23 protein-coding genes are annotated in these 26,490 nt (G+C 46.4%); 15 read left to right on the top strand and 8 right to left on the bottom strand.

From position 1 onward, the window contains the following. The first annotated feature begins 2 nt into the window (after positions 1 to 2). From AAAT87_RS03280 to AAAT87_RS03255, 6 genes are all read left to right on the top strand, one after another. Positions 3 to 572, top strand: a complete 570-nt coding sequence (locus AAAT87_RS03280) for a bifunctional nuclease domain-containing protein (protein WP_293581956.1) — start codon at positions 3 to 5, stop codon at positions 570 to 572. Positions 573 to 599: 27 nt separating this feature from the next. Then, positions 600 to 1,367, top strand: a complete 768-nt coding sequence (locus tag AAAT87_RS03275; protein WP_349225603.1) for a 16S rRNA (uracil(1498)-N(3))-methyltransferase — start codon at positions 600 to 602, stop codon at positions 1,365 to 1,367. A gap of 58 nt (positions 1,368 to 1,425) precedes the next feature. Then, positions 1,426 to 2,784 carry a DUF4836 family protein gene (locus tag AAAT87_RS03270; RefSeq protein ID WP_349225602.1) on the top strand — a complete coding sequence of 453 codons (1,359 nt, stop codon included), beginning with the start codon at positions 1,426 to 1,428 and terminating at the stop codon, positions 2,782 to 2,784. Between the two features lie 29 nt (positions 2,785 to 2,813). After that, positions 2,814 to 3,458 (top strand): ATP-binding cassette domain-containing protein, encoded by a 645-nt coding sequence (locus AAAT87_RS03265; protein ID WP_089545097.1) that lies wholly within the window; start codon positions 2,814 to 2,816, stop codon positions 3,456 to 3,458. Next, positions 3,455 to 4,654 carry an ABC transporter permease gene (locus AAAT87_RS03260; RefSeq protein ID WP_349225601.1) on the top strand — a complete coding sequence of 400 codons (1,200 nt, stop codon included), beginning with the start codon at positions 3,455 to 3,457 and terminating at the stop codon, positions 4,652 to 4,654. The genes AAAT87_RS03265 and AAAT87_RS03260 overlap by 4 nt, the downstream gene beginning before the upstream one ends. Positions 4,655 to 4,871: 217 nt before the next feature. Further along, positions 4,872 to 8,195, top strand: a complete 3,324-nt coding sequence (locus AAAT87_RS03255; protein WP_349225600.1) for a TonB-dependent receptor — start codon at positions 4,872 to 4,874, stop codon at positions 8,193 to 8,195. 138 nt (positions 8,196 to 8,333) lie between these two features. On the opposite strand, the gene AAAT87_RS03250 is transcribed toward AAAT87_RS03255, so the two are convergent. The 3 genes from AAAT87_RS03250 to proS all read right to left on the bottom strand — a co-directional run bounded on the left by AAAT87_RS03250 (position 8,334) and on the right by proS (position 11,090). After that, positions 8,334 to 8,726: a hypothetical protein gene (locus AAAT87_RS03250; RefSeq protein ID WP_293581950.1), complete on the bottom strand. Its 393-nt coding sequence runs from the start codon at positions 8,724 to 8,726 to the stop codon at positions 8,334 to 8,336. A 396-nt stretch (positions 8,727 to 9,122) separates the two neighbouring features. Further along, complete coding sequence (locus AAAT87_RS03245; protein WP_298532485.1) at positions 9,123 to 9,557, bottom strand: hypothetical protein; 435 nt, start codon at positions 9,555 to 9,557, stop codon at positions 9,123 to 9,125. A gap of 51 nt (positions 9,558 to 9,608) precedes the next feature. Next, on the bottom strand, positions 9,609 to 11,090 hold the full coding sequence (gene proS / locus AAAT87_RS03240) for a proline--tRNA ligase (RefSeq protein WP_089545090.1): 1,482 nt from the start codon (positions 11,088 to 11,090) through the stop codon (positions 9,609 to 9,611). 250 nt (positions 11,091 to 11,340) lie between these two features. Here proS and AAAT87_RS03235 point away from each other — a divergent pair, with 250 nt between their 5' ends. From AAAT87_RS03235 to AAAT87_RS03225, 3 genes are read left to right on the top strand one after another with little or no spacing between them, the layout of a single operon-like run. Continuing rightward, positions 11,341 to 12,030: a YiaD family glycine zipper/OmpA-like lipoprotein gene (locus AAAT87_RS03235; RefSeq protein ID WP_295024398.1), complete on the top strand. Its 690-nt coding sequence runs from the start codon at positions 11,341 to 11,343 to the stop codon at positions 12,028 to 12,030. 37 nt (positions 12,031 to 12,067) lie between these two features. Then, complete coding sequence (gene mtgA, locus AAAT87_RS03230) at positions 12,068 to 12,802, top strand: monofunctional biosynthetic peptidoglycan transglycosylase (protein WP_233905735.1); 735 nt, start codon at positions 12,068 to 12,070, stop codon at positions 12,800 to 12,802. Positions 12,803 to 12,831: 29 nt separating this feature from the next. Continuing rightward, positions 12,832 to 15,174 carry an ATP-dependent helicase gene (locus AAAT87_RS03225; protein ID WP_349225599.1) on the top strand — a complete coding sequence of 781 codons (2,343 nt, stop codon included), beginning with the start codon at positions 12,832 to 12,834 and terminating at the stop codon, positions 15,172 to 15,174. A gap of 89 nt (positions 15,175 to 15,263) precedes the next feature. On the opposite strand, the gene AAAT87_RS03220 is transcribed toward AAAT87_RS03225, so the two are convergent. From AAAT87_RS03220 to AAAT87_RS03210, 3 genes are read right to left on the bottom strand one after another with little or no spacing between them, the layout of a single operon-like run. After that, a complete protein-coding gene (locus tag AAAT87_RS03220; protein WP_349225598.1) occupies positions 15,264 to 15,395 on the bottom strand; it encodes a dehydrogenase in 132 nt (43 codons plus the stop codon). Between the two features lie 4 nt (positions 15,396 to 15,399). Then, positions 15,400 to 16,869, bottom strand: a complete 1,470-nt coding sequence (locus AAAT87_RS03215; protein ID WP_349225597.1) for a DUF4270 domain-containing protein — start codon at positions 16,867 to 16,869, stop codon at positions 15,400 to 15,402. Between the two features lie 30 nt (positions 16,870 to 16,899). Next, on the bottom strand, positions 16,900 to 17,712 hold the full coding sequence (locus AAAT87_RS03210) for a glycogen/starch synthase (RefSeq protein ID WP_293581944.1): 813 nt from the start codon (positions 17,710 to 17,712) through the stop codon (positions 16,900 to 16,902). Positions 17,713 to 17,884: 172 nt separating this feature from the next. Here AAAT87_RS03210 and panC point away from each other — a divergent pair, with 172 nt between their 5' ends. Together panC and panD are read left to right on the top strand one after the other, a co-directional pair. Continuing rightward, positions 17,885 to 18,736 (top strand): pantoate--beta-alanine ligase, encoded by an 852-nt coding sequence (panC, locus tag AAAT87_RS03205; RefSeq protein WP_293581943.1) that lies wholly within the window; start codon positions 17,885 to 17,887, stop codon positions 18,734 to 18,736. A 60-nt stretch (positions 18,737 to 18,796) separates the two neighbouring features. Then, entirely contained in the window at positions 18,797 to 19,141 is a 345-nt protein-coding gene (gene panD, locus AAAT87_RS03200) for an aspartate 1-decarboxylase (protein WP_089545082.1), read from the top strand. Between the two features lie 97 nt (positions 19,142 to 19,238). Here panD and AAAT87_RS03195 read toward each other — a convergent pair whose 3' ends face one another. Both AAAT87_RS03195 and AAAT87_RS03190 read right to left on the bottom strand, forming a co-directional pair. Next, complete coding sequence (locus AAAT87_RS03195; RefSeq protein WP_349225596.1) at positions 19,239 to 22,694, bottom strand: AAA family ATPase; 3,456 nt, start codon at positions 22,692 to 22,694, stop codon at positions 19,239 to 19,241. Further along, on the bottom strand, positions 22,691 to 23,998 hold the full coding sequence (locus tag AAAT87_RS03190; RefSeq protein ID WP_349225595.1) for an exonuclease SbcCD subunit D: 1,308 nt from the start codon (positions 23,996 to 23,998) through the stop codon (positions 22,691 to 22,693). The genes AAAT87_RS03195 and AAAT87_RS03190 overlap by 4 nt, the downstream gene beginning before the upstream one ends. A 458-nt stretch (positions 23,999 to 24,456) precedes the next feature. Between AAAT87_RS03190 and AAAT87_RS03185 the strand changes: the two genes are divergently transcribed. From AAAT87_RS03185 to AAAT87_RS03170, 4 genes are all read left to right on the top strand, one after another. Continuing rightward, complete coding sequence (locus AAAT87_RS03185) at positions 24,457 to 25,095, top strand: HU family DNA-binding protein (protein WP_349225594.1); 639 nt, start codon at positions 24,457 to 24,459, stop codon at positions 25,093 to 25,095. Between the two features lie 77 nt (positions 25,096 to 25,172). Further along, on the top strand, positions 25,173 to 25,511 hold the full coding sequence (locus AAAT87_RS03180; protein ID WP_203039423.1) for a nucleotidyltransferase domain-containing protein: 339 nt from the start codon (positions 25,173 to 25,175) through the stop codon (positions 25,509 to 25,511). Continuing rightward, a complete protein-coding gene (locus AAAT87_RS03175) occupies positions 25,505 to 25,675 on the top strand; it encodes a DUF8507 family protein (protein WP_349225593.1) in 171 nt (56 codons plus the stop codon). Before AAAT87_RS03180 ends, AAAT87_RS03175 begins: the two co-directional genes overlap by 7 nt. A gap of 36 nt (positions 25,676 to 25,711) precedes the next feature. Next, positions 25,712 to 25,942 (top strand): hypothetical protein, encoded by a 231-nt coding sequence (locus tag AAAT87_RS03170; RefSeq protein ID WP_349225592.1) that lies wholly within the window; start codon positions 25,712 to 25,714, stop codon positions 25,940 to 25,942. The last annotated feature ends 548 nt before the right edge of the window (positions 25,943 to 26,490 follow it).

Genomic DNA, 26,490 nt, shown 5'->3' with positions numbered 1-26,490 from the left:
AAATGGAAAAAATAAAATTAGTTTATCAGGGAGCTTTTGCAATTCCTGATGCAGAGGAGGCTTGTGTTGTCACTCTTACTGATGCCCAGGAGAAACGTGCACTCTCCATTGTAACAGATAAGCCGATGGCTAATGAAATCAAGTTTCGTCAGCTTGATAAGGATGTCAAGCATCCGCATCTGGTAGATGTGTTGGCTAGAATGATTTGTGAACGGGGTCCTCAAGCCTATCACGTAGTTTTCGAGGCTAATGGAAACATAGGTCCTAAGGCAAAACTGGTGAATGCTACTTCTGGATCAGCGTATTCTCTTCCTCAGGATGAGGCTGTCCTGCTGGCGGTGACTGCCGGTCTGGAGATCTTTACCAATATGGAGGTGCTTCAGAAATTCACTACACCTTTCCGCAAGGATGTGATGAGTGTGGCACTTCCTATCGTGGGATTACCGGATTCACTTCTCAAGAAAGCACTGGAGAAAGCGGTAGAAGAAGAAAACTACGAGGGAGCTTCCTTTATCCGTGATGAGATGAAGCGCCGCCAGGAAGAAAAGGATGAAAAGAACTTGACTGATTGATCATTGATGATAGATAATTGATAACGAATGAAAGAGGTTAGATATTTCTATGTGCCGGATGCGGCAAACCAGGTAGAATTGCCCATAGAGGAGGCTACCCATGCGCTGAGAGTGTTGCGACTGAAGGGTGGTGATGAGATTTTCCTCATGGATGGGGAGGGATCTTTCTACCGTGCAGAGGTGACAGCAGCCTCCAGCAAGCGCTGTCTTTATGAAATCAAGGAGAATATGCCTCAGAAACGTGCATGGAAGGGGCATATCCATCTTGCCATTGCACCTACCAAGATGATGGAGCGTATAGAGTGGATGGCTGAGAAAGCTACGGAAATCGGCTTCGATGAACTCTCTTTCCTCAATTGTCAATTTTCTGAACGAAAGGTAGTGAAGACTCCTAGAATAGATAAGATTGTCATCTCTGCCGTGAAGCAGAGTCACAAGGCGTGGAAACCGGTCGTGAAGGAGTTGGAGAGCTTCAAGGAGTTTATCCAGACTCCTCGTCCGGGTCGCAAGTTTATCTGTCATTGCTACGAAGAAGTAGAGAAGAAGGATTTCTTCACGGAAATCAATTCGTGCAGTATGGATTCTGATGCATCTCAGGATTCATCTGCATCCCAGGAATCCGGTGCTGATGATATAACAGTATTGGTAGGTCCAGAAGGCGATTTCTCTATTGATGAAGTTCGTCTTGCCGTGGAGAATGGTTACGAAAGCGTATCGCTGGGTACCAGCCGACTTCGCACGGAAACAGCGGGACTTGTAGCTGTTCACATGGCGCATATTGCAAGAAGAATATAAGAAGATTATATAAGTGTTAGTTTTTGTGATGAAAAGATTGTATAAGAATTTGTTTTTGATGAGCTTAGCACTTCTCGTTGTAGTGTTAAGCTCATGCTCTGGCAGCGATTATCTCAATGCCATTCCTAAGAAAAGTACAGCTCTTATCTCGGTGGATTTGCAGCAGATGGCTTCCGATAAGAATGCGGAAGATAAGGCGGGCATGCTCAAGTCTCTGCTCCACGTGGATGATGTAGATAAGTGTGGCATCGATATCTCTGAAAAACTTTATCTCTTTGAGAGTGCTGATGGCAACCTCGGTCTCTGTGCCAAGGTGAGTGATGAGGGGGATGTGGAAGACTGGCTTGCCTCGCTTGCCAAGAAGCGCATTGCTTCGGAAGTGAAGGAGCGCAAAGGCTTTCATTTCTCAGTATTGAAGGATTCGTGGCTTGTGGGCTTCTCCGGTCAGGCGCTCCTCGTGATGGGTCCTGTGATGGCTGATGCCCAGGCTCAGCTCCAGCAGCAGATGGTAAAATATCTGAAAGCAGAAGAGGAGGATGGCATCACCGTTTCTCCTATGTACGAACGTCTGCAGACCCTCTCTTCTCCTATGGCTATGGTGGCTCAGGCACAGGCTTTGCCTGAGAAGTTCGTAGCTCCATTTACCCTGGGTGCTCCTAAGGATACCGATCCTTCGCAGGTGGTCATCGCTGCCGATATGGAGGTAAAGGATGGCATCCTGCAGATTCAGGGTGAGACTTTCTCCTTTAATGAAACCATCGACAAGGCGCTGCAGAAGGCGGTACAAAACTATCGTCCTATCAAGGGCAGTTATGTGAAATCGATGCCGGATGATGCCCTGGCAGGTATCTTCATGAATGTAAATGGTGAACAGTTTCTGCCGATGATGCAGAGCAACCGCAGTCTTCAGACCCTCCTGATGGGTATCAACCAGGCGGTGGATATGGATAACATCATGCGAAGCGTAGATGGCGATATGGCCATTGTCTTGCCTACACTGGGCGATGCAGACCTGAAGATGATGATGGCAGCTAAGTTGGCGCATAGTAAGTGGTTGGGTGATGTAGATTACTGGAAGACTTCATGTCCTGCTGGTGCCAAGATTGCCAACTGGGGTAAGAATTCCTATTTCTATACCGATGGCAAAACTTCCTTCTATTTCGGCGTAACCGATGATAAGCAGTTCTTTAGCGGCAGCGATGAGCTGACAGCTCAGTATGCGGTGAAGCCAAGCAATCATCCGATAGATGCCAAGATTCAGAAGCTTATCGTGGGACAGAAGCTGGCGATGGTCATCAATCTCGCCAAGAGTTCTGATGGCAGCGGCACAGGCAAGGATGATGCCATCTCAACTGTTACTGGTCTGCTTGCTCCAGTCTTCGGAAATCTTACTTCTGTGGTTTATACTTTAAAGTAAAAAGAAAAAACATTAAACAATAAAATAAAGTGGAAAAGATTCAGCTTCATTCCGTTCTTCCTCAGGTTTTCGCCCAGCGTGAAGACCTGCATTCGGAGATATGGAAGCAGGATGTTACCTTCGAGAAAGGTCATCTCTATCTGGTTGAGGCTGAGAGTGGTAGCGGAAAGAGTACTTTCTGCAGCTACGTGCTCGGCTATCGTCACGACTACAGCGGAAGCGTGATGTTTGATAATGATGTTACCGCCAATTATAAGGTTTCCGATTGGGTAGAGATGCGAAAGCGTCATATCAGTCATCTCTTTCAGGAACTCCGTCTCTTTCCAGAGCTTACGGCGATGGAGAATGTAGAGATCAAGAACAAGATTACCGGTTTCAAGAGCCGCGAGCAGATTCTGCAGTGGTTTGATATGCTTGGTATCGCCGATAAGGTGGATGCCAAGGTAGGGAAGATGTCGTTCGGTCAGCAGCAGCGTGTAGCGATGATGCGTGCCCTCTGCCAGCCTTTCGATTTCATTCTTGCAGATGAACCGATCAGTCACCTCGACGACAACAATTCCCGCATCATGGGCGAAATCATGATGAAGGAGGCGAAGGAGCAGGGGGCTGGCGTCATCGTGACCAGTATCGGTAAGCACATGGACTTAAACTATGAACATATATTTAGATTATGAATCTCGTTTGGAAGTTACTTCGTCAGCATATCAGCATACCTCAGTTTGCAGGCTTCGCCTTTGCTAATCTCTTCGGTATGCTCATCGTACTTTTCGGTTTTCAGTTTTATCAGGATGTGCTGCCTGTCTTCACCCAGCAAGACAGTTTTATGAAAGCCGACTATCTCATCATGAGCAAGAAAATAGGTATGGGCAATACCATCAGCGGCCGCTCCAATACCTTTTCGGGAGCAGAGATGGATGATGTCAGCGACCAGAAGTTCGTGAAGAAGATAGGCAAGTTTACCTCTACCGAGTACAAGGTAGATGCGCAGATGGGCGTAAATGGTGTGAATGTATTGAACAGTGAGCTTTTCTTCGAAAGTGTTCCTGATGGTTTCGTGGATGTTCCGCTCAAGGATTGGAAATACACACCTGGCGAGAAGGTGGTTCCAATTATCCTCCCGCGTACCTATATTAATATGTATAACTTCGGATTCGCCCAGAGCCATTCGCTCCCTAAGATCAGTGATGGTCTGATGGGAATGATTGATTTCAATATCTGCATTCAGGCTGGTGGCAAGAAAGAACTGTTCAAGGGAAAGGTCATTGGATTCTCATCCCGTCTCAACACCATTCTCGTGCCACAGGCGTTTATGGATTGGAGCAACCAGGAGTTTGCGCCTAACCAGAAGAGCGATCCTACCCGTCTGATTGTAGAGGTAGGCAATCCGGGCGATGAGAATATCACCAAATATCTAGATGATAACGGTTATGAGGTAGAGACAGATAAGCTCGATGCCGAGAAGACCACCTATTTCCTCCGTATGATGGTATCGATGGTGATGATTATCGGCCTTGTGATTTCTGTTCTGAGTTTCTATATCTTGATGCTCAGCATCTATCTCCTGGTGCAGAAGAACTCTTCCAAGTTGGAGAATCTGCTCTTGATAGGTTACAGTCCGGGCAATGTTGCGAAGCCATACCAGGTGCTCACCATCTCTCTGAACATCGTGGTTCTGGTCATCGCCTGGATCATCCTCTTCTTCCTGCGAGGATACTACATGGATTTCATCGAGGCACTCTTCCCAGACATCGAAGAGGGAATGATGCTTCCAGCCATAGCCTTAGGTTTTGCTCTCTTCCTGGTAGTTTCGGTTCTGAATATAGTAGCCATCCGTCGCAAGGTAATGAGTATCTGGCAGCGAAAGGAGTAGCCGCCACCCCTCAAAAAAACTATAAGCAAACACCCCTTATTAATAACAATTTAAAGAAAATCTGCGTTATTTGCTTAACGCAGATTTTTTTTGTGTTATAAAACATCATTTTTAATGCAGATGTAACATTTATATCGATTTTTTTGTTTATATTTGCACTCGAAATCAATATTAAGGGAATATTTCCCAGCATTATTAATTAATTTTTTAATAAGGTATGCAGAAAAGATTGCATTTATTAGTGGCTTTGCTGGCCTTTATGGTAACCACAGCGATGGCGCAGATTACTACATCTAGCGTTAGTGGTAAAATTACAGCCAATGGCGAAGATGTTATTGGCGCAACGATTAAGGCTGTTCATCAACCTTCTGGTACAGTCTATCGTGCTGTGACCAACATTGATGGTCGTTATTCTATTCAGGGTATGCGCCCTGGTGGTCCTTATGTCTTGGAAGTAACCTATGTGGGCTACAAGAACAAGCAGGTGAAGGGCATTTCTCTTTCTCTTGGTCAGAACACAGTTTTGAACGAGACTTTATCTGAGGATGCTGCCCAGTTGGAAGACGTAGTGATTGTTGCTGATCGTAACAATAACATGCGTACTGACCGTGCTGGTGCAACAACAAGCATTAATGCCGACCAGATTGAGGCTGTTCCTACCGTATCACGTAGCATGAACGACCTCTTGAAGTTGACTCCTCAGGGTGCCAACGTAGGTAGCGGTTTTTCTGTAGGTGGTGGTAACTACCGTCAGTCTTACGTTACTGTGGATGGTGCTGCGTTCAACAACGCCTTCGGTATTGGTGGTAACCTCCCTGGCAACGGATCTCCAATCTCTCTTGATGCTTTGGATCAGATTTCTGTATCTTCATCTCCATACGATGTTCGTTTGAGTGGATTTACAGGTGGTGCTATCAGCGCCGTAACCAAGAGCGGTACCAATCAATTCAAGGGTACAGCTTATATGTACACTACCAACTCTCACTTGCGTGGTAACAAGGTAAGTGATTATGAGTTGAACCGTCTCCAGTCTCATTCTACTACATGGGGTGCAAGTTTCGGTGGTCCTATCATCAAGGATAAGTTGTTCTTCTTTGCCAATGGTGAATATCAGAGCAATATCTCTGCTGGTCCTTCTGGTACAGCTCGTGTAAATGCTTCTGATGAATGGTCTCCATCATCAGGTACTGTTCATCGCCCATTGCAGAGCGATATGGACAATATGCTCAGCTTCCTCAACAAGACCTATGGTTACAACCCAGGTCGTTATCAGGGATATTCTCTTGATACTCCATCATACAAGTTCCTGGCTCGTATCGACTGGAACATCAACGAGAACAACAAGTTGAACTTCCGTTTCTCTAAGAGCCACGATAAGGATTCTTCAGCTCCATCTAGCTCAACCACTCCATTCAAGGATTCTGTCATCTATCCTGGTGGTGAGGATGCTACAGGTGGTAAGTCTCAGTCGGGTCGTACAGCTAATGCAGGTCTCTACTTCGAGAGTGCACGCTATTATCAGGAGAAGAACTTTACTTCTTTCGCTGCTGAGTGGAACTCTAAGTGGGGTGGCGTAAGCAATGTACTCCGTGCTACTTACTCTTATCAGGATGAGCCACGTACTTATGTGGGTGGTATGTTCCCAACTGTAGATATTCTGAAGAATGGTTCTTACTACATGGGCTTCGGTCCTGATCCATTTACTGAGGGTAACCTCCGTCAGGTGAAGACATTCGTTGCTACCGATGAGGCTACATGGTCTATGGGTATCCAGAACTTCACCGCTGGTCTCCAGTTCGAGACCAACAAGGCTACCAACGGCTTCGGTGCTGCTTCTGCCGGTTACTATGTATTCGAGTCTATGGATGACTTCATGAACGGTAAGGCTCCTAGAAGTTATGGCGTTACCTTCCCTATGGATGGTTCAAACCAGTTCCAGGCTACCATGAAGTATAACCAGTTCTCTGCTTATGTTCAGGATCAGGTTAACTTCTCTGATCGTTTCCGTCTCACCGCAGGTTTGCGTTTCGAGTTGCCTATCTATCCAGAGTTGGAGAACTGCTACAACAAGGCTTTCGCTGCTTTGAAGTATAAGGATAATGCTGGTAATGAGCATAGCTACTCTACCGATCAGCTTCCTGATGCTCCTTTGACTGTTTCTCCTCGTGTAGGTTTCAACTGGGATATCCTCGGTAACCACAAGTTGGTGCTCCGTGGTGGTACAGGTTATTTCGTAGGTCGTCTGCCTTTCGTCTGGCTCGTATCTGCTGTAAGCAACGCTGGTTGCGGTCAGTACACCTATTATTATAATACTCCATCTGACAAGGGTGCTAATTATTTGATGGATAAGTTCTATGCTAGCCGTGATGAGCAGGTGAAGGTATTGCAGCAGCAGGGCTTGGCTGTTAACCGTGAGGATGCAGCAGCTCCTTCTACTCCTACCATCATCGACAAGGACTTGAAGATGAACGCTACATGGAAGACTTCTCTGGCATTGGATGCCAAGTTGCCTTACGATGTTGACTTCTCTCTTGAGGGTATCTACAGCCGTGAGTTCAATCCTGCTACTGTCATCAATCTCAGCCGCTACTGGGATGGAAAGACAGTGAAGTTGGCTCCTGGTGATGAGCGTCATTACTTCTCTCAGAGTAATAAAAACAACCCTTACATGATCACAAACGCTGGTCATAAGGCATACTACTACTCAATCACAGCGTCTTTGACTAAGAAGTTCGACTTCGGTTTGAACCTCTCTGCTTCTTACACCTATTCTAAGGCTAAGTCTTATGGTGATGGTGTAGGCGACCAGGTTTCTTCTGCATACTATAACAACCGTTACTCTGTAAACGGTAACAACGATATGGAGTTGGGTTATGGTACCTACGTGGCTCCTAACCGCTTGCTCATCTCTGCTTCTTACAAGAAGGACTACGGCAAGAACTTCGGTTCTGAGGTCGGTTTGATTTACGAGGGTATGAACATGGGTTATGCTGATGGTTACAGCTGCACACGTTACACTTACCAGTTGACTGGCAATGTAGTTAACGACTACGGTTCTAACGGTTTGGTTTACATCCCAGCTTCTCGCGAGGCTTTGGATAAGTGGAACTTCAAGGACAATGGTAAATATACTGCTGAGCAGCAGAAGGATGACTTCTGGGCTTACATCAACCAGGATGATTATCTGAAGAATCACAAGGGTGAGTATGCTGAGCGTGGTGGTGCTGTAATGCCTTGGCATCATCAGTTGGACTTCAAGTTCAACCAGAACTTCTACCTCAACGTAGCTGGTCAGAAGAACACTCTCCAGTTTGGTGTTGACATCAAGAACCTCGCTAACCTGCTGAACAACAGCTGGGGTCTCTACAAGACTGTTAACAACACCAAGTTGTTGAAGTATACTGCTGGTAAGGATGGTGCTGCTGGTTCATTCCAGTTCCAGAAGAACGGTAAGGATGTATTGTCAAAGACATACACTAACTTGACAAGCTTCAACTCTACCTATTCTATCCAGTTCTCTATCCGTTATATCTTCAACTAATGGATAGTTATTTAGAAGAATAGACTGATTTATAAATAATAGATGCACTTCTCTACTTATAGTGAAGTGCATCTTTTTTCATATATAATCATTTTCAAAAAATCCCTAGAGAAATGCTTCTCTAGGGATTTTAATATATTAGAACAGCTGGGCGAATGCCTCGGCTGTCTTGCCTGTATAGGTTACCATTTCTGTAACTGGCTGGTAGCCGAAATCCTTGAAGGCAAGGAGCTGGGTGGCTACAAACTGATGGTCGTCAGAGAGACAAGCCTGCAGCTTCATATTACCCATGCTGATAGCTGATACCGGAAACTTCTGGATAGAAGATTCTACCTCGCTAGGGGCAGAGCTCAGGATGTTGATGAGTTTCTTGCCATCCTCAGCAGAATATTCCTTCTCCTTAATCTTGATAGCACTGTTGGTTGGTCTGTAGATCAACTTGATGGTCAAACCCATGAAACCCTTCTTTACTTCTACATCGTCGAGTGCCAATACTTCTGCACCCATATCTAAATGATTTATCTTAGCCATAATCTTATTTCTTCTTTAAATATATATATAAATCTGTTTTTTGTAAATAATCGTATGCCATGCATACACCTTATTATATACTGGCTTTATTATATGCCACTTTATTATATGCCGGCTTTATTATATGCCGACTTTTCGCTAGTAGGCTCCAAACGCCCTGAAAGGGCAGAAGCTCCTAGCCCAGGGCATCGCCCTGGGTATTAACGGACACAAACCTGTCGCCCTGTAAGGGCAAAAGCTTTCAAGTCTCAAGCAATTTATAAGGCTTTTGCCCTTACAGGGCGCCTTGTTGGCTGCCATTATACCCAGGGCGATGCCCTGGGCTAAGAGCTTTTGGGCCTTCAGCCCGTTCTTGAACCACATGCGAAACTTGAGCAGGTTATATAAAAAGAAGAACTAACAGATGAGATGCCGCAGGCAAATGACATAATACTTGCTGGCGACATCAAAGTGGATAGGGGCAGTTTCCTGGCGGAAAGGCTCCTTCGCACCTTCTATGACTGATAATAGGGATGATAAAAATCGGATTCTATGGATTAGCAATCTACTGCTTGCAGATGGGTTGCCATGTATGTTGCCACTTGGCAACAAACGCTGTGGACGACTACTGCATACCCGATAGGCGGCATTGGATGCATCTTCCAGCTGGGCATCCTGCTCTTGCTGGTGAGGTGTAACCTTGGCAAGTCCATCCTTCTTGTGCGTTGCATCAGCAGCTTCTACAGCTAAAGAATCCTGATGGGATAAAGAAATAGAAGCAGCAGATACCTCTCCATAGCCTGAGAAGACCATGGACATCAGAAAAATGATGTAGAGTATCAGCTGCTTCATATTTGATATTTGATGGTGCCGGAAATCTCCCGACACCATTTTTTAAAATAATTAATAGCTTCTTGCGATGATAACGCGAGCTACGGCAGGCTTGCCGCTCACCATATCAACACCTGGAGTCTGCTCGTAAGCGAATGGCACGCAACGGATGGTAGCCTGAGTCTCCTCCTTGATCTTTGCCTCGGTCTCGGCTGTACCGTCCCAGTGGCAGAGGAAGAAACCGCCATTCTTTACACGCTCCTTGAACTCCTCGTAGTTGTCGCACTCATATACGTGAGCATCACGGTAAGCACGAGCCTTCTCGAAGATGTTCTTCTGGATATCTTCCAGCATATCCTTCACGCGCTCTACGATGCCGTCGAAGCTTACGTTCTCCTTCTCCAAGGTATCACGACGCATGATCTCGATGGTGTTGTTCTCCAAGTCACGGCCACCCATGGCGAGACGAACAGGTACACCCTTTAATTCGTAGTCAGCAAACTTGAAGCCAGGACGCTTAGCTGTGTTGTCATCATACTTCACGCTGATGCCCAACTCGCGGAGCTGGTCGATGACAGGCTGCAGCTTGGCAGTAATCTGAGCCAACTGCTCGTCGCCCTTGTTGATAGGAATGATTACCACCTGGATAGGAGCCAGTTTTGGAGGCAATACTAGACCGTTGTCATCGCTGTGAACCATGATGAGGGCACCCATCAGTCGGGTAGAAACACCCCATGAAGTAGCCCATACATACTCAGGCTTGTTCTCCTTATTCAAATAGGTAACATCGAAGCTCTTGGCGAAGTTCTGACCCAGGAAGTGAGAAGTACCGCTCTGCAGCGCCTTGCCATCCTGCATCATTGCCTCGATGGTATAAGTATTGAGAGCACCGGCGAAGCGTTCTGTCTCACTCTTCACACCCTGCAATACAGGCACACCCATATACTTCTCAGCAAATTCAGCATATACTTTCAGCATCTCCTGAGCCTTTGCTTCTGCCTCTTCCTTGGTAGCATGAGCAGTATGACCCTCCTGCCAGAGGAACTCAGAAGTACGGAGGAATGGACGGGTACGCATCTCCCAACGCATCACGTTACACCACTGGTTGCAGAGGATAGGGAGGTCACGCCATGAATGAATCCAGTTCTTATATGTGTTCCAGATGATGGTCTCTGAAGTAGGGCGGATGATCAGCTCCTCATCGAGCTTGGCATTAGGATCCACCTCAACCTCTGTTCCATCTTCTGTAGAACGAAGACGATAGTGAGTAACCACAGCACACTCCTTGGCGAAACCTGCCACGTGCTCTGCCTCGCGAGAGAAGAAGCTCTTCGGGATGAGGAGAGGGAAGTATGCGTTCTGTACACCTGTCTGCTTAAACATCTTGTCGAGCTGCTGCTGCATCTTCTCCCAGATTGCGTAGCCGTATGGTTTGATGATCATACAACCACGAACTGGTGACAACTCTGCGAGGTCAGCCTTTACTACCAAATCATTGTACCACTGACTGTAGTTGTCAGCGCGCTTGGTTAAATTCTTAAGTTCTTTAGCCATATTACTAATTATATATTTTGTTTTTAAATTCTGCTAGATATTTTGGCTGTGAAAACACGATGTATTTTGAGCGTGAAAACACGGCCAATAGGGAATTCCCGCCCCGAAATAGGCGATTTCCTTTCGCCATTTGGACAAATACCCTTAAATTTGCATGCAAAATTACAAAAAAATATTAGAAAACCCTCCATATTGGAGAAAAAAGACGTATCTTTGCATTTAAATAACATAAATATAGGAGAATTATAGTATGAAAAAGATGAAATTTACTGCTGCAGCGCTCTCAATGCTGCTCGTTTTGGGAAGTTGTGGAACTAGTCAGAAGACTGGTACTGCTGCTGGTGCAGGTGCTGGTGCTGCTCTTGGTGCTTTGGTTGGTGGTTTGCTCAATAACAGCCATCGTGGTACAGGTGCAGTGGTAGGTGCTGCTATCGGTGCTGCTGTTGGTGGAACAGCGGGTAACTTGATTGGAAAGCACATGGATAAGGTAAAGGCTGAGGCAGAGGCTGTAAAGAATGCGCAGGTTTCTACCGTTACAGATGCCAATGGTTTGACAGCTGTCAAGGTAACCTTCGATTCTGGTATCCTCTTCCAGACCAACAAATATGCGCTCAATGCAAGCGCTAAGAACGACTTGGCTCAGTTTGCCCAGGTTTTGAAGAATAATGCCGACTGCGAGGTAGCTATCCAGGGTTATACCGATGCTACTGGTAATGATGGCATCAACTTGCCTTTGAGCCAGAACCGTGCCAATGCCGTTTCTAACTACTTGAAGTCATGCGGTGTTACAAGCAGCCAGATCAAGAGCGTAGAGGGTTTGGGTTCAGCTAATCCTGTGGTGAATACTACAGCAGCCTGCGCTCAGAACCGTCGTGTAGAGGTTTACATGTATGCTAGCCAGGCAATGGTGAATGCTGCTAACAATGGTACATTGAAGTAAAAACGAATGAGGTTCCCGAAAGGGAAAAAGAAGATAGATGATTCTAAAAAAGATCAGAAATATCGTAAGATGGGTGGTGGTGCTGTTTTTCAGTACCACCATTCTTGCTGTAGTAGCCTACCGTTTTATTCCGGTATATGTTACTCCGTTAATGATAATCCGCTGTTTTCAGCAAGTGGCTGATGGTGAAAGTATTACCTTGCATCATCATTGGGTTTCGATGGATAAGATTTCCCCTCACATGCCTGTGGCGGTGATGGCGAGCGAGGATGCCCGATTCCTCAAGCATCATGGCTTCGACTTCAATGCCATCGAAAGTGCTGCCAAGAACAATGCACGAGGCGGTAAGGTGCATGGTGCCAGTACCATCAGTCAGCAGACCGCCAAGAACGTTTTCCTCTGGCCGGGCCGTTCCTGGACCCGCAAGGGATTTGAGGTGTATTTCACCTTTCTCATCGAAATGATGTGGAGCAAGCAGCGCATCATGGAGGTCTATCTCAACAGTATCGAGATGGGACCGGGTATCTATGGTGTCGATGCCGTGGCTGAGTATCATTTCAACAAGAAAGCACAGGATCTCTTCCGTGACGAGTGTGCCCTGATAGCTGCTACGCTGCCTAATCCTAGAAAGTTCAGCTCCCTGTATCCGAGCGCTTATATGAAGAAGCGCCAGCGACAGATTGAACATCAGATGAAATTCATCCCTTCGTTCCCTCGTGAGGGTGAAGACTACGACCCAAGCACGGCCGTAGGTGGATATAGGGGGAAGTGAAAAGTGAAAAATCTGGTAAATATTGATAAATGGATTTATTGAACGACTTGAATGATGCGCAGCGTGCTGCGGTAGAGTATATTGACGGACCTTCGCTGGTGATTGCCGGTGCAGGTTCGGGCAAAACGCGTGTGCTTACCTATAAGATTGCTTATCTCCTAGCTAAAGGCAAAGATTTATATTCCTTATTGGTGCTTACTTTTACAAATAAAGCAGCAAAAGAAATGGTTGAACGTATTCGTAAAATGTTTGGTGAAACATTTTATATAAGGCAGAAATATATGGGTACTTTTCATAGTGTCTTTGCTAGAATTTTGCATGTAGAATCCGATAAAATCGGTTTTCCTTCTGATTTTACGATTTATGATGAAGCTGATTCTCGGTCTTTACTGAAGTCTATTATAAAAGAGATGGATATGAATGAAAAAGTATATAAGCCTGCTGCTGTACATGCAAGAATTTCTATGGCCAAGAATCATCTGATAAGTGTGGATTCGTATGAAAGCGATTCTGATATTATAAATCAGGATAAACGGGCAAAAATGCCAGAAATAGCAAAGATCTATCGTGAATACGTACAACGTTGTAGATTAGCTAATGCGATGGATTTTGATGATCTGTTAGTTTATACTTATCGTCTTTTCATAGAAAGGAAAGATGTTTTGGAGAAGTACGGAAATCTTTTTAAGTACATAATGGTAGATGAGTATCAGGACACAAATTATGTTCAAAAAAAGATACTTTCTTTGCTATACAATGCTATGCAAGAAAAGGCTATTTGTGCAGTCGGAGATGATTCTCAAAGTATTTATAGTTTTAGAGGAGCTGATATTGATAATATATTGTCTTTTACCAAAGATTTTCCATCGCAAGATGGTAAGGAGGCTAAACTCTTTAAACTGGAACAGAACTACCGCTCTACTCAAACTATCGTAGAGGCAGCCAACAGTCTGATTCATCATAACCGCAATCAGATTCAGAAAGAGGTGTTCAGCAAAAATGATAAAGGAGAGAAGATTCTGTATAAGCCTGCCTACAGCGACAAGGAGGAGGCTCTGATAGTGGCGAAGAATATCCAGCGCATCAAGCGGCAGGATGATTGCGGATACGATCAATTTGCCATTCTCTATCGCACCAATGCCCAGAGCCGCAGCTTCGAGGAGGAATTCAGAAAGCAGGGCATTCCATATCGTATTTATGGTGGCTTGAGTTTCTATCAGCGTAAGGAAATCAAGGATATCATCGCCTATTTCCGTCTCGTTGCCAACCCTGACGATGAGGAGGCTTTCAAGCGTATCATCAATTATCCGGCTCGTGGCATCGGTGCTACTACCGTGATGAAAATTGCCGATTGTGCCCATCAGAACCAGGTGAGTTTCTGGGAGGTAATAGGTAATGTGGAGCATTACGGACTGAATGTCAACAAGGGTACGCAGACGAAGCTCGAGAAATTCCGCCTGCTCATCTCTTCGTTCATCGACCGTTCGCATACCCTGGATGTCTATGAACTGGGTGATGCCATCATCAGGGAGAGTAGAATCAGCGAGGATATCATGTCGGGCAAGAATGCCGACGACCTGGCTCGCCAGGAAAACCTGGAGGAGTTTCTGAGTGGTATGCAGACCTTCGTGGCTGGACGCCAGGAAGAGGGACGAATGGATGAAGCCTATCTTACTGATTATCTGCAGGACGTGGCGCTGCTGACGGATGCGGACAGTGAGGGAGAGAAGGATGAACCGAGAGTTTCGCTCATGACGATTCATGCGGCAAAGGGTCTGGAGTTTGCTACTGTTTTCGTAGTAGGTTTGGAGGAGAATATCTTCCCGAGTCCGCTTGCTGCAATCTCTGTCAGGGAACTGGAAGAGGAGCGCCGTCTGCTCTATGTCGCGATTACCCGTGCCGAGAAGCATTGCATCCTGACCAATGCCAAGAACCGTTTCCGATATGGCAAGATGGAATTTGATAATCCGAGCCGCTTCATCGATGAGATTGATGCCAGTCTGATAGAGGGAGGAGAAGAGGCTCCTGAATCTTCATTCGGTGGGGGAAGAAGTTCGTATGGTGGCTATGGTTCTGAAGGTGGCTATGGTGGAAGAATGCCATGGGATAGAGACAGGTCAGGCTATAGACGTGATTATCAGAACTCTAAGCCCGTAGCTTCGCAGTTCATGGCTGATCCTAAACCAGCATTTGCTTCCTCAGCTGCAGGTTCTCTCTGCGAGGGCTGTAGAATCGAGCATCAGCGTTTTGGAATAGGAACGGTATTGAAGATTGAAGGAACCGGCGAGAACACGAAGGCTACCGTAGAGTTCCAGAATGCAGGAACCAAGCAGTTGCTTCTGAAGTTTGCCAAGTTCACCATTCTCTCATAGAAAATAGAAAGAAGATAAAACAGAGGATATGAAAAAATCCCAGCTGGAAAAGAACTTCCAGCTGGGATTTTCTCATATAGAATCTTTTTTTATAAAGCTTCATCATCAGGACGCTGAATGGTAGGCTTCTTGATTTTTGGAAGATGCTTCTTGCGTCGCAGCCAGCCAGCCTTGCGCTGCTCGTAATCTTCGCGGTGGCGTTCAAGGAAATTATCTGCCATGAATTTATTCCTTGAACTTACTGTAGATCACCTTGATCTGAACAGGACCTGTAGCCACCCGCTTGCCGTCCTTGGTGGTGTAATCCTTGTCAGGATCATCCGTTGCCTTGATCAGTCGGGTAGAGGTGAGCTGCATGTCGTGATTAATCTTGGTAATCACGGTAGCATTGTTCTGTGTACTTGTGGTCAAGGTTACAGGAACCAGCACCACCTTGTTCCAGTTTTCACTCTTGCCCTTGTTCTTGTACATCGCAGTAACCAGGTTACTGATGTTATAGAAGGTATAGGCATTCTTCACGCCTGTAGAGTTCTTGTTGTAAGAAGCCGTATAGGAGGTGCGGTTGTCTGTCAGCTTGTTCTTCTCGAAGAAGGCATCCAGACTGTCTTTCTGTACCATCAGGATAGTAGAAGGAACACTGAACTGATAGTTGTTGTTGTTATCTACATTGTTCATTCTAGGGAAAGAGATGGTAGCTGTATTCAGCGTATCCTTCTCATGACCCTTCATGATATCCTCTACTGGCAGCGTTACTTCTGTGAAGATGCCGGCTGGAGACTTCAGGTAGGTGCAGCTCTCATCCTTTGCCAGATTAGCCAACGTCTTGCTGTCGTTGGTAATCTTGTTGAGCTGCAACACCTCTTCTGTACCGTCAAAGCGGTTGAAAGCGAGACCTGTTACGATACTGTCGTTGCCCGCAGAGTTCTTCACCGTCTTCTGGATCTTGTAGTAGAACTGCAACTCGGTATTCCAGATATTGGCTACGTTTCCGATACCGCCGGCATGCTTAACATAGAAACCAGGACAAACCTTGTTGAGGAAGTCCCAGTTGGTCTTGAAGTACTCAGGGTGATCCACGAAGGTATTCATCACGTAAGAACCGTAGTTCTTGTAGGTCTTGCCATCCTTTGCCGTATATGGCTTGTTCAGATAGATCTTGAAAGCCATCGTCGTGCTGTTCAGGTTATAGGTGGCGCTCGACTGATAGTTGTTCTCGCTCACCCAGTTGTCCTTGAAGGCATCATAGTCTGAGTAATACTCCTGATTCTCGCTCATCGGTTTACTCATCTCGTAGGCTGTAGCCTTCATCGGTGCGAGGGTATCACCGTATGTAGTCTTGTATGATACCAGGAGATAGCATGAGTCCGCCTCGATCTTGCCATCGTGTGCATTGCGGATGTACTCCAGAGTGTCCAGACTGAATGATGACAATACGCCAAACTGGGTCATATAGTCGCCAGCTACGTAGGTACCGGTCTCAGGATCTTTCACATTACCGATCATACCCGTATTGTTTCGGCTCAGAACCGGGCCTGAAACGATGGAGCGTGAGGTGACGTTGAACACCTGGTCTGTGATAGAGATATTATCAACGTCGTTGGTGATCGACGATCCGATGTTGTCGGTGGTGTCATCACATGCAGCAATAGTCATTGCTGCTATAAATAATGCTGTAAATAGTCTTAAAATCTTCATTATCCTTGAAATGTGTCTAATATCTGAAGCTTACTCCTCGTCAGGGCATACTTCGTTGATGAATGTCTTGTAGGCATCCGCAAAGTCATCGCCAGGATAAGCGAGGGTTGGCTTGCTCTTCTCATTGGCATAATCCAAGAGAGTTCTGTCTGACAGGCTTTCGCCTTCAATCACGCCGTCGCTGTAGTCGATGGCCATCTTGCCCAGCTCGATGAAGTCGAAGTCCTCCTTGTAGTCAGAGAGCAGTTCCGACTTGGCATCACGGAACTCCACGCAGCGCTTGAAGTGTGCGCCGAGTTCGCCCTTCTGCTCGTTGGTATAGAGTGAGATGATCACCTTTGAGTTGGCGAAAGAAGGCTCCTCAGCGTATGCCGTCTTGATATAGAAAGGAACCACAGCGCTTACCCAGCCCTGACATACGATGACGTCTGGCTGCCAGCGAAGCTTCTTCACGGTTTCCAGTACGCCGCGTGCGAAGAAGATGGCGCGCTCCCCATTATCTTTATATTCTACACCCTGCTCGTCGGCTGCCATCTGGCGGCGGGTGAAGTAATCGTCGTTATCAATAAAATAGATTTGTTGACGTGTTGTTGGTATAGATGCAACCTTGATGATCAGCGGATGGTCTGTATCATCGATGATAAGGTTCATACCAGACAGGCGAATCACCTCGTGCAGCTGGCCGCGACGCTCATTGATGGTGCCCCATTTAGGCATAAAGGTGCGAATCTCAAAGCCTGCTTCCTGCATTTTCTGAGGTAATTCGCGTCCCATGATAGACATGTGAGTCTCGGCTACGTATGGGTCGATCTCCTGATTGATAAATAATACTTTCTTTGCCATAAATTTAATTATTATTCTTACGAATTAGGTGCAAAGGTACAAAAAAAACTCCAAAAAAGCGTATTTTTCTTCTGAAATTCAATAATTTCGGCAATAATTCGCATATTTTTAGGTTTTTTCTTTCTTATTTGAGAAAAAAGTTGTTATTTTGCACCCGAAAACAGATAAGAAGATGAAAGTAATCAATAAGATTGTTGACCTCCAGAACGAACTTTTCGATCGTCGCAAGGAGGGAAAGGAAATCGGCCTTGTGCCAACTATGGGTGCGCTTCATGAGGGTCATGCTTCTCTGGTAAAGCGCAGTGTTGAGGAAAACGGTGTTACGGTAGTTTCCGTTTTCTTGAATCCTACTCAGTTTAATGACAAGGGTGACCTGGAGCGTTATCCACGTACACTTGATGCTGACTGCAAGCTCCTTGAGGCTTGTGGCGCTGACTATGTGTTTGCTCCTTCTGTAGAGGAGATGTATCCTACACCGGATACCCGCCACTTCGAGTTTCCTCCGGTAAGTACCGTGATGGAGGGTGCCAAGCGTCCGGGCCACTTCAATGGTGTATGCCAGGTAGTTAGTCGCCTGTTCTTTATCGTTCATCCTAACCGTGCTTATTTCGGTGAGAAAGACTGGCAGCAGATTGCTGTCATCAAGCAGCTCGTGAAGTACATCAACAGTGATGTGCAGATTGTGGAGTGTCCTATCATCCGTGATGAGGATGGCTTGGCTAAGAGCAGCCGCAATACATTGCTGACCGCTGATGAGCGTGCCATCGCACCGAATATCTATAAGGCTTTGAAGGCGAGCGTAGAGTTTGCCAAGAATCATACTGTGCAGGAAACTCACGACAAGGTAGTGAGCGACATCAATGCCGTAGAGGGGCTGGAGGTAGAGTATTTCCAGATTGTGGATGGCGACAGCCTGCAGGATGTGGCATCATGGGAGGATAGCGCCTACGTGGTAGGTTGCATCACCGTATATTGCGGCAAGACTCCTATCCGTCTCATCGACCATATCAAGTATAAAGGATAATTCCTCTATAGATTTCTTTATTAAGTTTAATCCGTAATAGATAAAAGTAATAACAGAACAATGCAGATTGAAGTATTGAAGAGTAAGCTCCATTGTGTGACTGTAACTGAGGCTAACCTGAATTACATGGGTAGCATCACGATAGATGAGGATCTGATGGACGCAGCTAACCTGATAGCAGGAGAGAAGGTGCAGATTGTGGATAATAATAATGGCGAGCGCCTGGAGACCTATATCATTAAGGGTGAGCGTGGCAGCGGCTGCATCTGTCTGAATGGTGCTGCAGCCCGCAAGGTGCAGGTGGGTGATACCGTCATCATCATCGCCTATGCCCTGATGGACTTTGAGGAGGCAAAGACCTTCAAGCCTACCGTGGTTTTCCCTAAAGAGGGAAACAGGGTTTAATATTCAATGGAAACAAAAGAAAGGGTGTGTTATGGACTTATGGCACACCCTTTCTTTTGTTTTATTACTATATAATTTAAGGTGTAATTGCGATGGGTTAAGGATAGATCTCGATATGGCTGCTGCCGGAGTTGCCATTCTTGATGATCCTTATCTGGGTGGTGATGCGCTCGCTCATCGTGTCGGTATGACTGATGACGCCCACCTTCTTGCCTTGCGAACTTTGCAGCATGGCGAGGGAGTCGATGACGGTGGCTAGAGTATCGGGGTCGAGGGTTCCGAAGCCTTCGTCGATGAACAGATTCTCGAAGGAGATGTTGCGGGAGGATAATGCCGACAGGCCCAAGGCGAGACCGAGACTCACGATGAAGGTTTCGCCACCTGATAGGGAGGTGGTGTCTCGGATATCGTCAGCACGGTCGTGGTCGATGACTCGGATGCCCAGCGAATGCTTTACCTGCTGCAGTTCGTAACGGCTGTTGAACTTTCTGATTTCCTGGTTGGCGTGAGCAATCAGGAAACTGAGCGTATAGCATTGGGCTATCTTGCGCAGCGTCTTGCCGTCAGCTCCGATGGCATCCGTAATAGCTGTCCAGTCGTCCTTTTCCTGCGTTACGAGATTCAGAGCCTCAGCCTTGTCACCCAACAGCTTCACGGCTTCCTGATGGTTCTGCATCCTGGCGTTGGCAGCAATCAGTTCGTTGCGCTGGCTTCTCTCCTGATACTCCTGCTGAATGGCTAAGAGAGCATCACGGGTTTGGGCAGGCTGATGTTCCAAGTGCTGCTGATGCGCCTTTTCTGCACTCTGGTAAAGGGCGGTAGTTGAAGCCACGGCTTTCTCCTTTTCGTCCTTTTCCCGTCGGATAGCGTTCCAGTCTTCGACAGAGTGAAGCATCTCTCCGATGATGTTTCGGTCGATGAATCTTGATTCGAAGCTTCTTTCTTTAGAATCAGTCTCTTCGGAGTCTTTTCCTTCGATGCTCTTTTCTTCAAGCTGCTTGTTATATTCCTCAATCCAAAGGTCGAGTTCCTTTTCCTTCGTTTGCTGATTCTCTTTCATCGTCTTGTTCTGAGACAGCATGGTTTGATGCGAACCTTTACTGTTGGCGAGTTCCGCCTTCAGCTTGTTGATGTTCTCGTTCTGGTTATCTGCTGCTTTCGTTGAGTCATCCTTTGCTGCTGTCAGTCTTTGTTCAGCCGCATCCGGTTCTTCGCCATTCAGAATCTGCTTGTATTTCTCCTGCCATTCCTCCATTTCCTTCTTGGCGCTATTCCATGCCTGAAGGGCTTTCACGTAAGCCTCCTCCTTATTCTTCTGCTGCGAGATGAGGTTGGCGGTAAGTGCTTTCTGCTCAGCTAGTTTTGTGACGCAGGTTGAAGCGTTTTCTTGGGCTTTGTTCTGTATAGTTGAAGCCTTGCTTTCATACGCAGCTTCATCCTTTACAGCCTTATCCTTGAGTTGGGTCAGCCGTTCTATCTCTTTCTGAATCTTGTTAAATTGGCTTAGCTTGCCGGTCGCATCCTTCGCCTTGTTTTCATAGATAGGCAAGAGCGATTTCAGTTCTGCCTCTGCCTTTGGAATCTTTGGATACTGGGCGATGAGCGCCTTCCATTCCTCTTCGTAAGTTGCGATTTCACCCGACAGTTTTTTCTGTTGTTTCTGGAGCGTCTGTACTTCGCCGTCGTTCTGTTTTCTCTCGCCGGAAAGTTCCTTCTCCTGTATCTGCTGCTGTTTCAGCATATCCTCCTTGGCTTTCAGAAGTTGCGAGAGTTCCGTGGTGGCTTCCTCAAACTGTCTGTTGTCGGTATGATAAGGATGAGTCGTGCTGCCGCAGAGCGGACAAGGCTTGCCTTCGGTCAGGTTGGCACGATGAATCTCCCATTTTTCACTTGCCATCAGGGTGTAGGCTTTTCGCAGCGTCAGGGTCTCTTGGGTCAGCGCCTCGATGGTCAACTTGCCCAGGGCTTCATCTATCTCCGCATTTCTCTTGCCCAAGACCAGGATGCGCTCCTCATTCTTCTGCTTTTCTGCTGTGGCAGCATCGAGATGAGCCACAACCTTGATGGCTTGCTGGACATCCTGCAGTTTCCTGTCGGCTACAGTCTTGCTGTTCTGCAGTTCCTCTATATTCTGTCCGGCAGTCTTGTTCTTTTCCGTCTCCCAAGCCTGTTCTGCGGCTTGTGTCGCTTCGTGCAGAACCTGTTTCTGCTTGGCAATCTCTTCCTTTGTCGTTTTGAGGGCAAGGTTCGCTTTCTCCGTTTCAGCTTCCCATTTTTGGATGTTTTGGGCGTTCTCTTCTACGTCTTTCAGGGCAGTTTGATTCTCTTTCTGCGCCAACTCCAATGCCTCTTTCTTTTCTTTCAGATTCGGCATAGCCGCTTCCATTTTTGTTTTCAGCGCCCTTGCTTCAGCGATGACCGGCAGTGCCTTTTCCAGCTGTTCCTGTGCCTGGCTTACTGCTTCCTTCAGACTGGCGAGAGTTTTCTCGCTTTCGCTGATGGCAGACTCTTGGCTTTTGATGTTTGCTTCCGCTTTCAGGATGTTTTCTTCCTGCTCGTGGATGCTTTGCGTCTGTCGCTCTACTTCCTGCAGCAGGTTGACGGCAGGCTGTACTTCATCATGCAACTGCAGACGGAGAATCTGGGCTTGCATCTCTTTGATGGCATTTGTTGCTTGCTCCATATCTGTCTGGCAGATAGTGATTTGATTTATTTGCTTATCGTTTTCCTCAAACCATTGCAGGTCTTTTGATATGGCTTGCAACTGGCTGTCGAGTTCCTTCTCTGCCTTTTCCAGACGGGCAATTTCTTCTTGCAGCTGGATGAGTTCTTCATCGTTCAGCAGGTTCTGTTTAACGGCTTCCACCGATGCAACCATCTGGTTGTAGGCATCCGTTGCCTGGTCTTTCGCCTTCTTGATTTCAGTAGCGATGTTCGTATAGGTTTCCTCGCATCCGATGAGTTTTTCCAGGAGTTCGTACCGCTCGTTTTCCTTTGCCGTCAGGAAGTTGGCAAACGAGCCTTGGGCGATGAGCACGGTACGGAGAAACTGGTCGTAGTCGAGTCCGATGATGTTCGGCAGTTCGTTCCAGTCGGCAGTTTCCTCCGTCACCTCTTCTCCGTTTCTCGTGATTTTATAGAGCGCAGTCTTGGCGTTCTCGTAGCGCACTCTCTGGAATCTGACGTGCCATTCTGCGCGGTAGATGCTGCCGTTGTTGGCAAGGAAGGTGAGTTTGCTGTAGCCTTCCTTCTTGCCGCGGGTCAGGATGTTTCTACTGTCGGTAGGAGCCAGTCGGTTGTTTTCGCTGGCATCTGTAGCCCCGAAAATCTCGATGTTCTGGTTCTTGTCTCCTTTCTTCCTTGGGTAGCGAGGGGCGCGGTTGTAGAGGGCAAGGCAGATGGCGTCGAGTAGGGTAGATTTGCCACTGCCCGTCGGACCTACGATGCTGAAGATGGTACTCTCGCCTAAGGCACCTTCTTCAAAGTTGATGACCTCGCCACCCTGTTTGTCAAGCGAAGCGAGGTTGAGTATTTCGAGTTGTAGGAATTTCATAATGAGGATGTTGTTAATAAATCGGATAACATTTTCTCCTGTCTTTCGTTCATCGGAGCGTTGTGCCTGATGGCGAAGGCTTCCTTCAGCGTATCGAGCGGAGGACGGTTGATGATGTCTTCGATGCTGGTGATGTGCTGGGAACCCTGTATGGTGGAGAGGTCCAGTTGCGGGATGATGCGCTGGATCTTGCAGAGCACGGCATCCTTTTCGTTGACGAGTTTCTCCAGTTCCTTGATGTCATCGCTGGATAGCTTTTCCTGTTTCACCTTCAGCATCACGTAATCGAAGTGGTCGCTCAGTTCGCCGTCGATTCTTTCCGAGAGTTCTGAGTTGATGAGCTTCTGCCATTTCTTGAAGGTCAGTTCCTCCTCGTCTTCGGGCAGAATGCGAAGGGAGTGCTGCGGCTTGTATTTCAGGAAATCTACTTTCCATTCCTTACTCTTGCCGGTTTTCTTTCCTTCCTCCTCTTCTCCGTGTTCTATGGTGATGAGGTCGATGCCGTGGGTGTAGTCTTTCTCTGCAAACGACATCGGGAGGATACTTCCCGTATATCTTGCCCAGTCGGTGTTCCAGATATGTTGCCGTTTGTGGATGTGTCCGCAAGTCATATAGTCGGGATGGTCGTTCCATCCTTCCAGGTCCACTTCCTCCTGTCCGCCGATGATGATTTTCTCGCTCGCATCCTTCTTGGCGATATCCGAACCCTTGGCGTACATGTGTGCCATCATGATGCACTTCCTGCCTGGATATTTCTTTCGAGCCTCTGCTGTCAGTTCTCTTAGAAAGTCGTTGATACCCTGCGAGTAACTGGCGTTCTGCACCACATCGCTCCTAAGGAAAGGTACGGCGAGGACGATGACTTCTTCTCCTTCCTCGTTGGTTACGGGGATGATGAGGTCATCGAAGGAATAGAGCCAATGCCCGCCGGTTTTATCATCGTCCTTGCTTTCTCCCTGCAGCCAGATTTTCCTTACGTTTCCTCTTATTTCCACGTGGTATCGGGTGAGCAGCGGACGGGGAGCCTCCAGTCGGCTGGCTGAATCGTGGTTGCCGGCGGTAATGATGACCTGCATGTTAGGGCACAGTTGGGTAGCATCGGCAAGAAACTCGTAATAAACGGTCTGTGCCGCTGCCGATGGATTTCCGTTATCGAAGATGTCTCCTGCGATGAGGAGAGCATCGGGTTTTTGTTCAGCGATTTGTTCCAGAAGCCATTTCAGAAAATGCTTGTGTTCAGGCAGACGGTCGTTGCCGTGAAACGAGTTGCCCAGGTGCCAGTCGCTGGTTGCTATTATCTTCATACTCATAAGAATGTCTAATCTTAGTCTTTTGCTTTGTCTTTGGCTTGCAATCCTTTGAACTTTGGACTGCAATCCTTTGACCTTTGGTTTGCAATCTGACTACAAAGTTAGCACAATTATTTGGGATACGCAAAGAAATAGGGTCAAAAAACAAAGAATTATGAATGGAAAAGTGAAGATATTCAGGAAAAGTCTTGTTTAATATAGGATAAAGTTGTATCTTTGCCTAGTAGAAAGTTTCGTTCATTACTTTTGAATGTGCGTTCAATACTTTTGAATGTAAGTTCAATACTTTTGAATGTAGGTTCAATACTATTGAACGGAGATTTCTATTAGGGTTAGTAACAATTATCCTTAGAGACGGGAACCATTATGATGAATGGTGAATAAGAAATCACTTAGGTATAGTGGCTGTTGCAATAAGGAGTGATAACAATCTTTAAAAGAAAGGAATCGTTATGACAAAGTACAAGTTGCAAGAGATGCCCGATGTTCATAACACAGGCAAGCGCAGAGTTTATCCCAAGATGGTGACCAATCGGACACTATCCAGAAAAGAGTTCATCAAGAGAATGCAGGGCTACCATCGTGGTATTTCGGAAAGTGCCACGGAGGCTGTCTTGCTGGATGTGGCTGATATGCTGGTAGAAATGCTCTCCATGGGCTACAATGTGAATCTGGAAGGCATCGGCACCTTCTCCCTCTCCCTCGGTTTCGAGGACGATAAGCCTACGGAAATGCAGAGTGCAGATGATAAGATGACGTATCGCAAGGTGGGCGTGAAGGACATCAACTTCAAGGCATCTCCTGAGTTTATCAGGGAGGTGAAGCGAGAAACCGATCGTGACCTGGAGCGTGATATGGGTGGCGTAAAGGTGATTCGCAAGCAGCTCTATTCCAGGGAAGAGCGCATCGCCCGTGCCCTGGAGGTGATAGAGAAGAACGGAGTCCTCACCCTAGGCGATTATGCCTCCATCAACAACCTGAGCCGTACTGCTGCCTCTATGGAACTGAAGGAAATCACCGCAGACCGTACCTCGCCGATAGGTTGGATGGGTAGCGGCAGTCACAAGGTTTGGGTGAAGAGAAAAGAATAAAAGCAAATATCTCTCAGAATATTTGTTAGTTTCAATTCTTTTTCGTATTTTTGCGGTGTAATTTAAATGATAGTGTTATGACGACAATAACAAGGGAACATCTTGAAGATGAGGTACTCAAGTCGATTCAGAAGAAAGCGGAATCGATTATGCCGAAAGATGCCAAGGTTATCCTTTTTGGGTCAAGGGCTAGAAGGGATGCTAAAGCAGATTCCGACTGGGACATCCTTGTGCTTCTGAACAAGGATAAGATAGATGAGCAGGATCATGATAATTACACCTATCCTCTTTGGGAATTGGGATGGCAAATCAATCAGATGATTCACCCGATAGTGTATTCGATGAAGGATTGGAACAGCAAAAAGGGCAGTCCTTTTTATAATAATGTTGAAGAGGAAGGGGTGATGCTATGCTAGATGAAAAGGATTATGTTATGCCAACAGATAGCCGATATTTTGCGCAAAAAGCAATAGATGCCGCAAATGAATTGTGGGATAAGGGCTTGATAGATGAAAATACTATTGAGCAATGGAAGCATGAGCATATGAGAACGCCTTATTCAGAAAAAATGCAACGATAGTATTAAAATAGATGTTTAATTTAAAGTCCAATAATTATGGAGCAGATTACTATAGATTTTAAGAACGCTTTTGATTGTTCCAAGAAGGAAAAGCCGAAGGTTTGTCGCTCTGGCTATGTGCGTGCGGTTCGTTTTATGGATGATAAGAAGCATACTAGACCACAAGTGTATGAGGGCGATTTGGTGGAGGCTATTATGGATGTAAAGAGGGGTAATGTCAAGAACTTCGATACATTGGAGGATATGATGAACTATCTGGAAGCTTAGACATGAGTATAAAATGCCTGGTTAAGAAGAAAATCATTGAACTTTTTCATGTGGTTCAAGCACGGGCTGAAGGCCCAAAAGCTCCTAGCCCAGGGCAACACCCTGGGTATTAAGACGTTGTCCCCCTGCGCCCTGTAAGGGCAAAAGCCTTGAATATATGCTGCTTTATAACCAATTTTATTTGGGATTTGCAAGAAACTTTCCGATTTTCTTGCAAATCCCAATTCTTTTTCGTACTTTTGCAGTTGTCTTGCTGTGGATGGCTGGCGATGAGTCGCTGGCTAGGTAAAAATCCATGGCTTGGCCTATCATAATTAAGAAAGACGTGTACTACGTTTTCTTCTGGTCTATTGAAACCTAGGAAATTTCAAATTGATATTCAGATGAAGACAGCGGTAGGCGCCTTCGCTTTATGTGTGTATGTACACAGGCATAGGTGTGCCCTTTCCATTCGTTTGGATAGGGTACATCCTGTGCTATTATATATGCAAGTTTGGCGTAGGTTTCTGTTGCTTCTTACCCTTAATATCAAAGGTTTTCCTAGGACC

It is taken from the genome of Segatella sinensis (assembly GCF_040095255.1).
GTDB classification, from domain to species: domain Bacteria; phylum Bacteroidota; class Bacteroidia; order Bacteroidales; family Bacteroidaceae; genus Prevotella; species Prevotella sinensis.
The sequence above is the reverse complement of the archived record's forward strand: the minus strand, read 5'-3'. Positions and strand labels throughout refer to the sequence as shown.

Coding starts and splice junctions, on each gene's coding strand:
- AAAT87_RS03255 (WP_349225600.1), top strand. CDS start 4,872: ATGCAGAAAAGATTGCATTTATTAGTGGCTTTGCTGGCCTTTATGGTA.
- AAAT87_RS03170 (WP_349225592.1), top strand. CDS start 25,712: ATGGAGCAGATTACTATAGATTTTAAGAACGCTTTTGATTGTTCCAAG.
- AAAT87_RS03225 (WP_349225599.1), top strand. CDS start 12,832: ATGGATTTATTGAACGACTTGAATGATGCGCAGCGTGCTGCGGTAGAG.
- AAAT87_RS03185 (WP_349225594.1), top strand. CDS start 24,457: ATGACAAAGTACAAGTTGCAAGAGATGCCCGATGTTCATAACACAGGC.
- AAAT87_RS03180 (WP_203039423.1), top strand. CDS start 25,173: ATGACGACAATAACAAGGGAACATCTTGAAGATGAGGTACTCAAGTCG.
- panC (WP_293581943.1), top strand. CDS start 17,885: ATGAAAGTAATCAATAAGATTGTTGACCTCCAGAACGAACTTTTCGAT.
- AAAT87_RS03210 (WP_293581944.1), bottom strand. CDS start 17,712: ATGGCAAAGAAAGTATTATTTATCAATCAGGAGATCGACCCATACGTA.
- mtgA (WP_233905735.1), top strand. CDS start 12,068: ATGATTCTAAAAAAGATCAGAAATATCGTAAGATGGGTGGTGGTGCTG.
- AAAT87_RS03235 (WP_295024398.1), top strand. CDS start 11,341: ATGAAAAAGATGAAATTTACTGCTGCAGCGCTCTCAATGCTGCTCGTT.
- AAAT87_RS03190 (WP_349225595.1), bottom strand. CDS start 23,998: ATGAAGATAATAGCAACCAGCGACTGGCACCTGGGCAACTCGTTTCAC.
- AAAT87_RS03280 (WP_293581956.1), top strand. CDS start 3: ATGGAAAAAATAAAATTAGTTTATCAGGGAGCTTTTGCAATTCCTGAT.
- AAAT87_RS03250 (WP_293581950.1), bottom strand. CDS start 8,726: ATGGCTAAGATAAATCATTTAGATATGGGTGCAGAAGTATTGGCACTC.
- AAAT87_RS03260 (WP_349225601.1), top strand. CDS start 3,455: ATGAATCTCGTTTGGAAGTTACTTCGTCAGCATATCAGCATACCTCAG.
- panD (WP_089545082.1), top strand. CDS start 18,797: ATGCAGATTGAAGTATTGAAGAGTAAGCTCCATTGTGTGACTGTAACT.
- AAAT87_RS03195 (WP_349225596.1), bottom strand. CDS start 22,694: ATGAAATTCCTACAACTCGAAATACTCAACCTCGCTTCGCTTGACAAA.
- AAAT87_RS03215 (WP_349225597.1), bottom strand. CDS start 16,869: ATGAAGATTTTAAGACTATTTACAGCATTATTTATAGCAGCAATGACT.
- AAAT87_RS03220 (WP_349225598.1), bottom strand. CDS start 15,395: ATGGCAGATAATTTCCTTGAACGCCACCGCGAAGATTACGAGCAGCGC.
- AAAT87_RS03270 (WP_349225602.1), top strand. CDS start 1,426: ATGAGCTTAGCACTTCTCGTTGTAGTGTTAAGCTCATGCTCTGGCAGC.
- proS (WP_089545090.1), bottom strand. CDS start 11,090: ATGGCTAAAGAACTTAAGAATTTAACCAAGCGCGCTGACAACTACAGT.
- AAAT87_RS03175 (WP_349225593.1), top strand. CDS start 25,505: ATGCTAGATGAAAAGGATTATGTTATGCCAACAGATAGCCGATATTTT.
- AAAT87_RS03245 (WP_298532485.1), bottom strand. CDS start 9,557: ATGAAGCAGCTGATACTCTACATCATTTTTCTGATGTCCATGGTCTTC.
- AAAT87_RS03275 (WP_349225603.1), top strand. CDS start 600: ATGAAAGAGGTTAGATATTTCTATGTGCCGGATGCGGCAAACCAGGTA.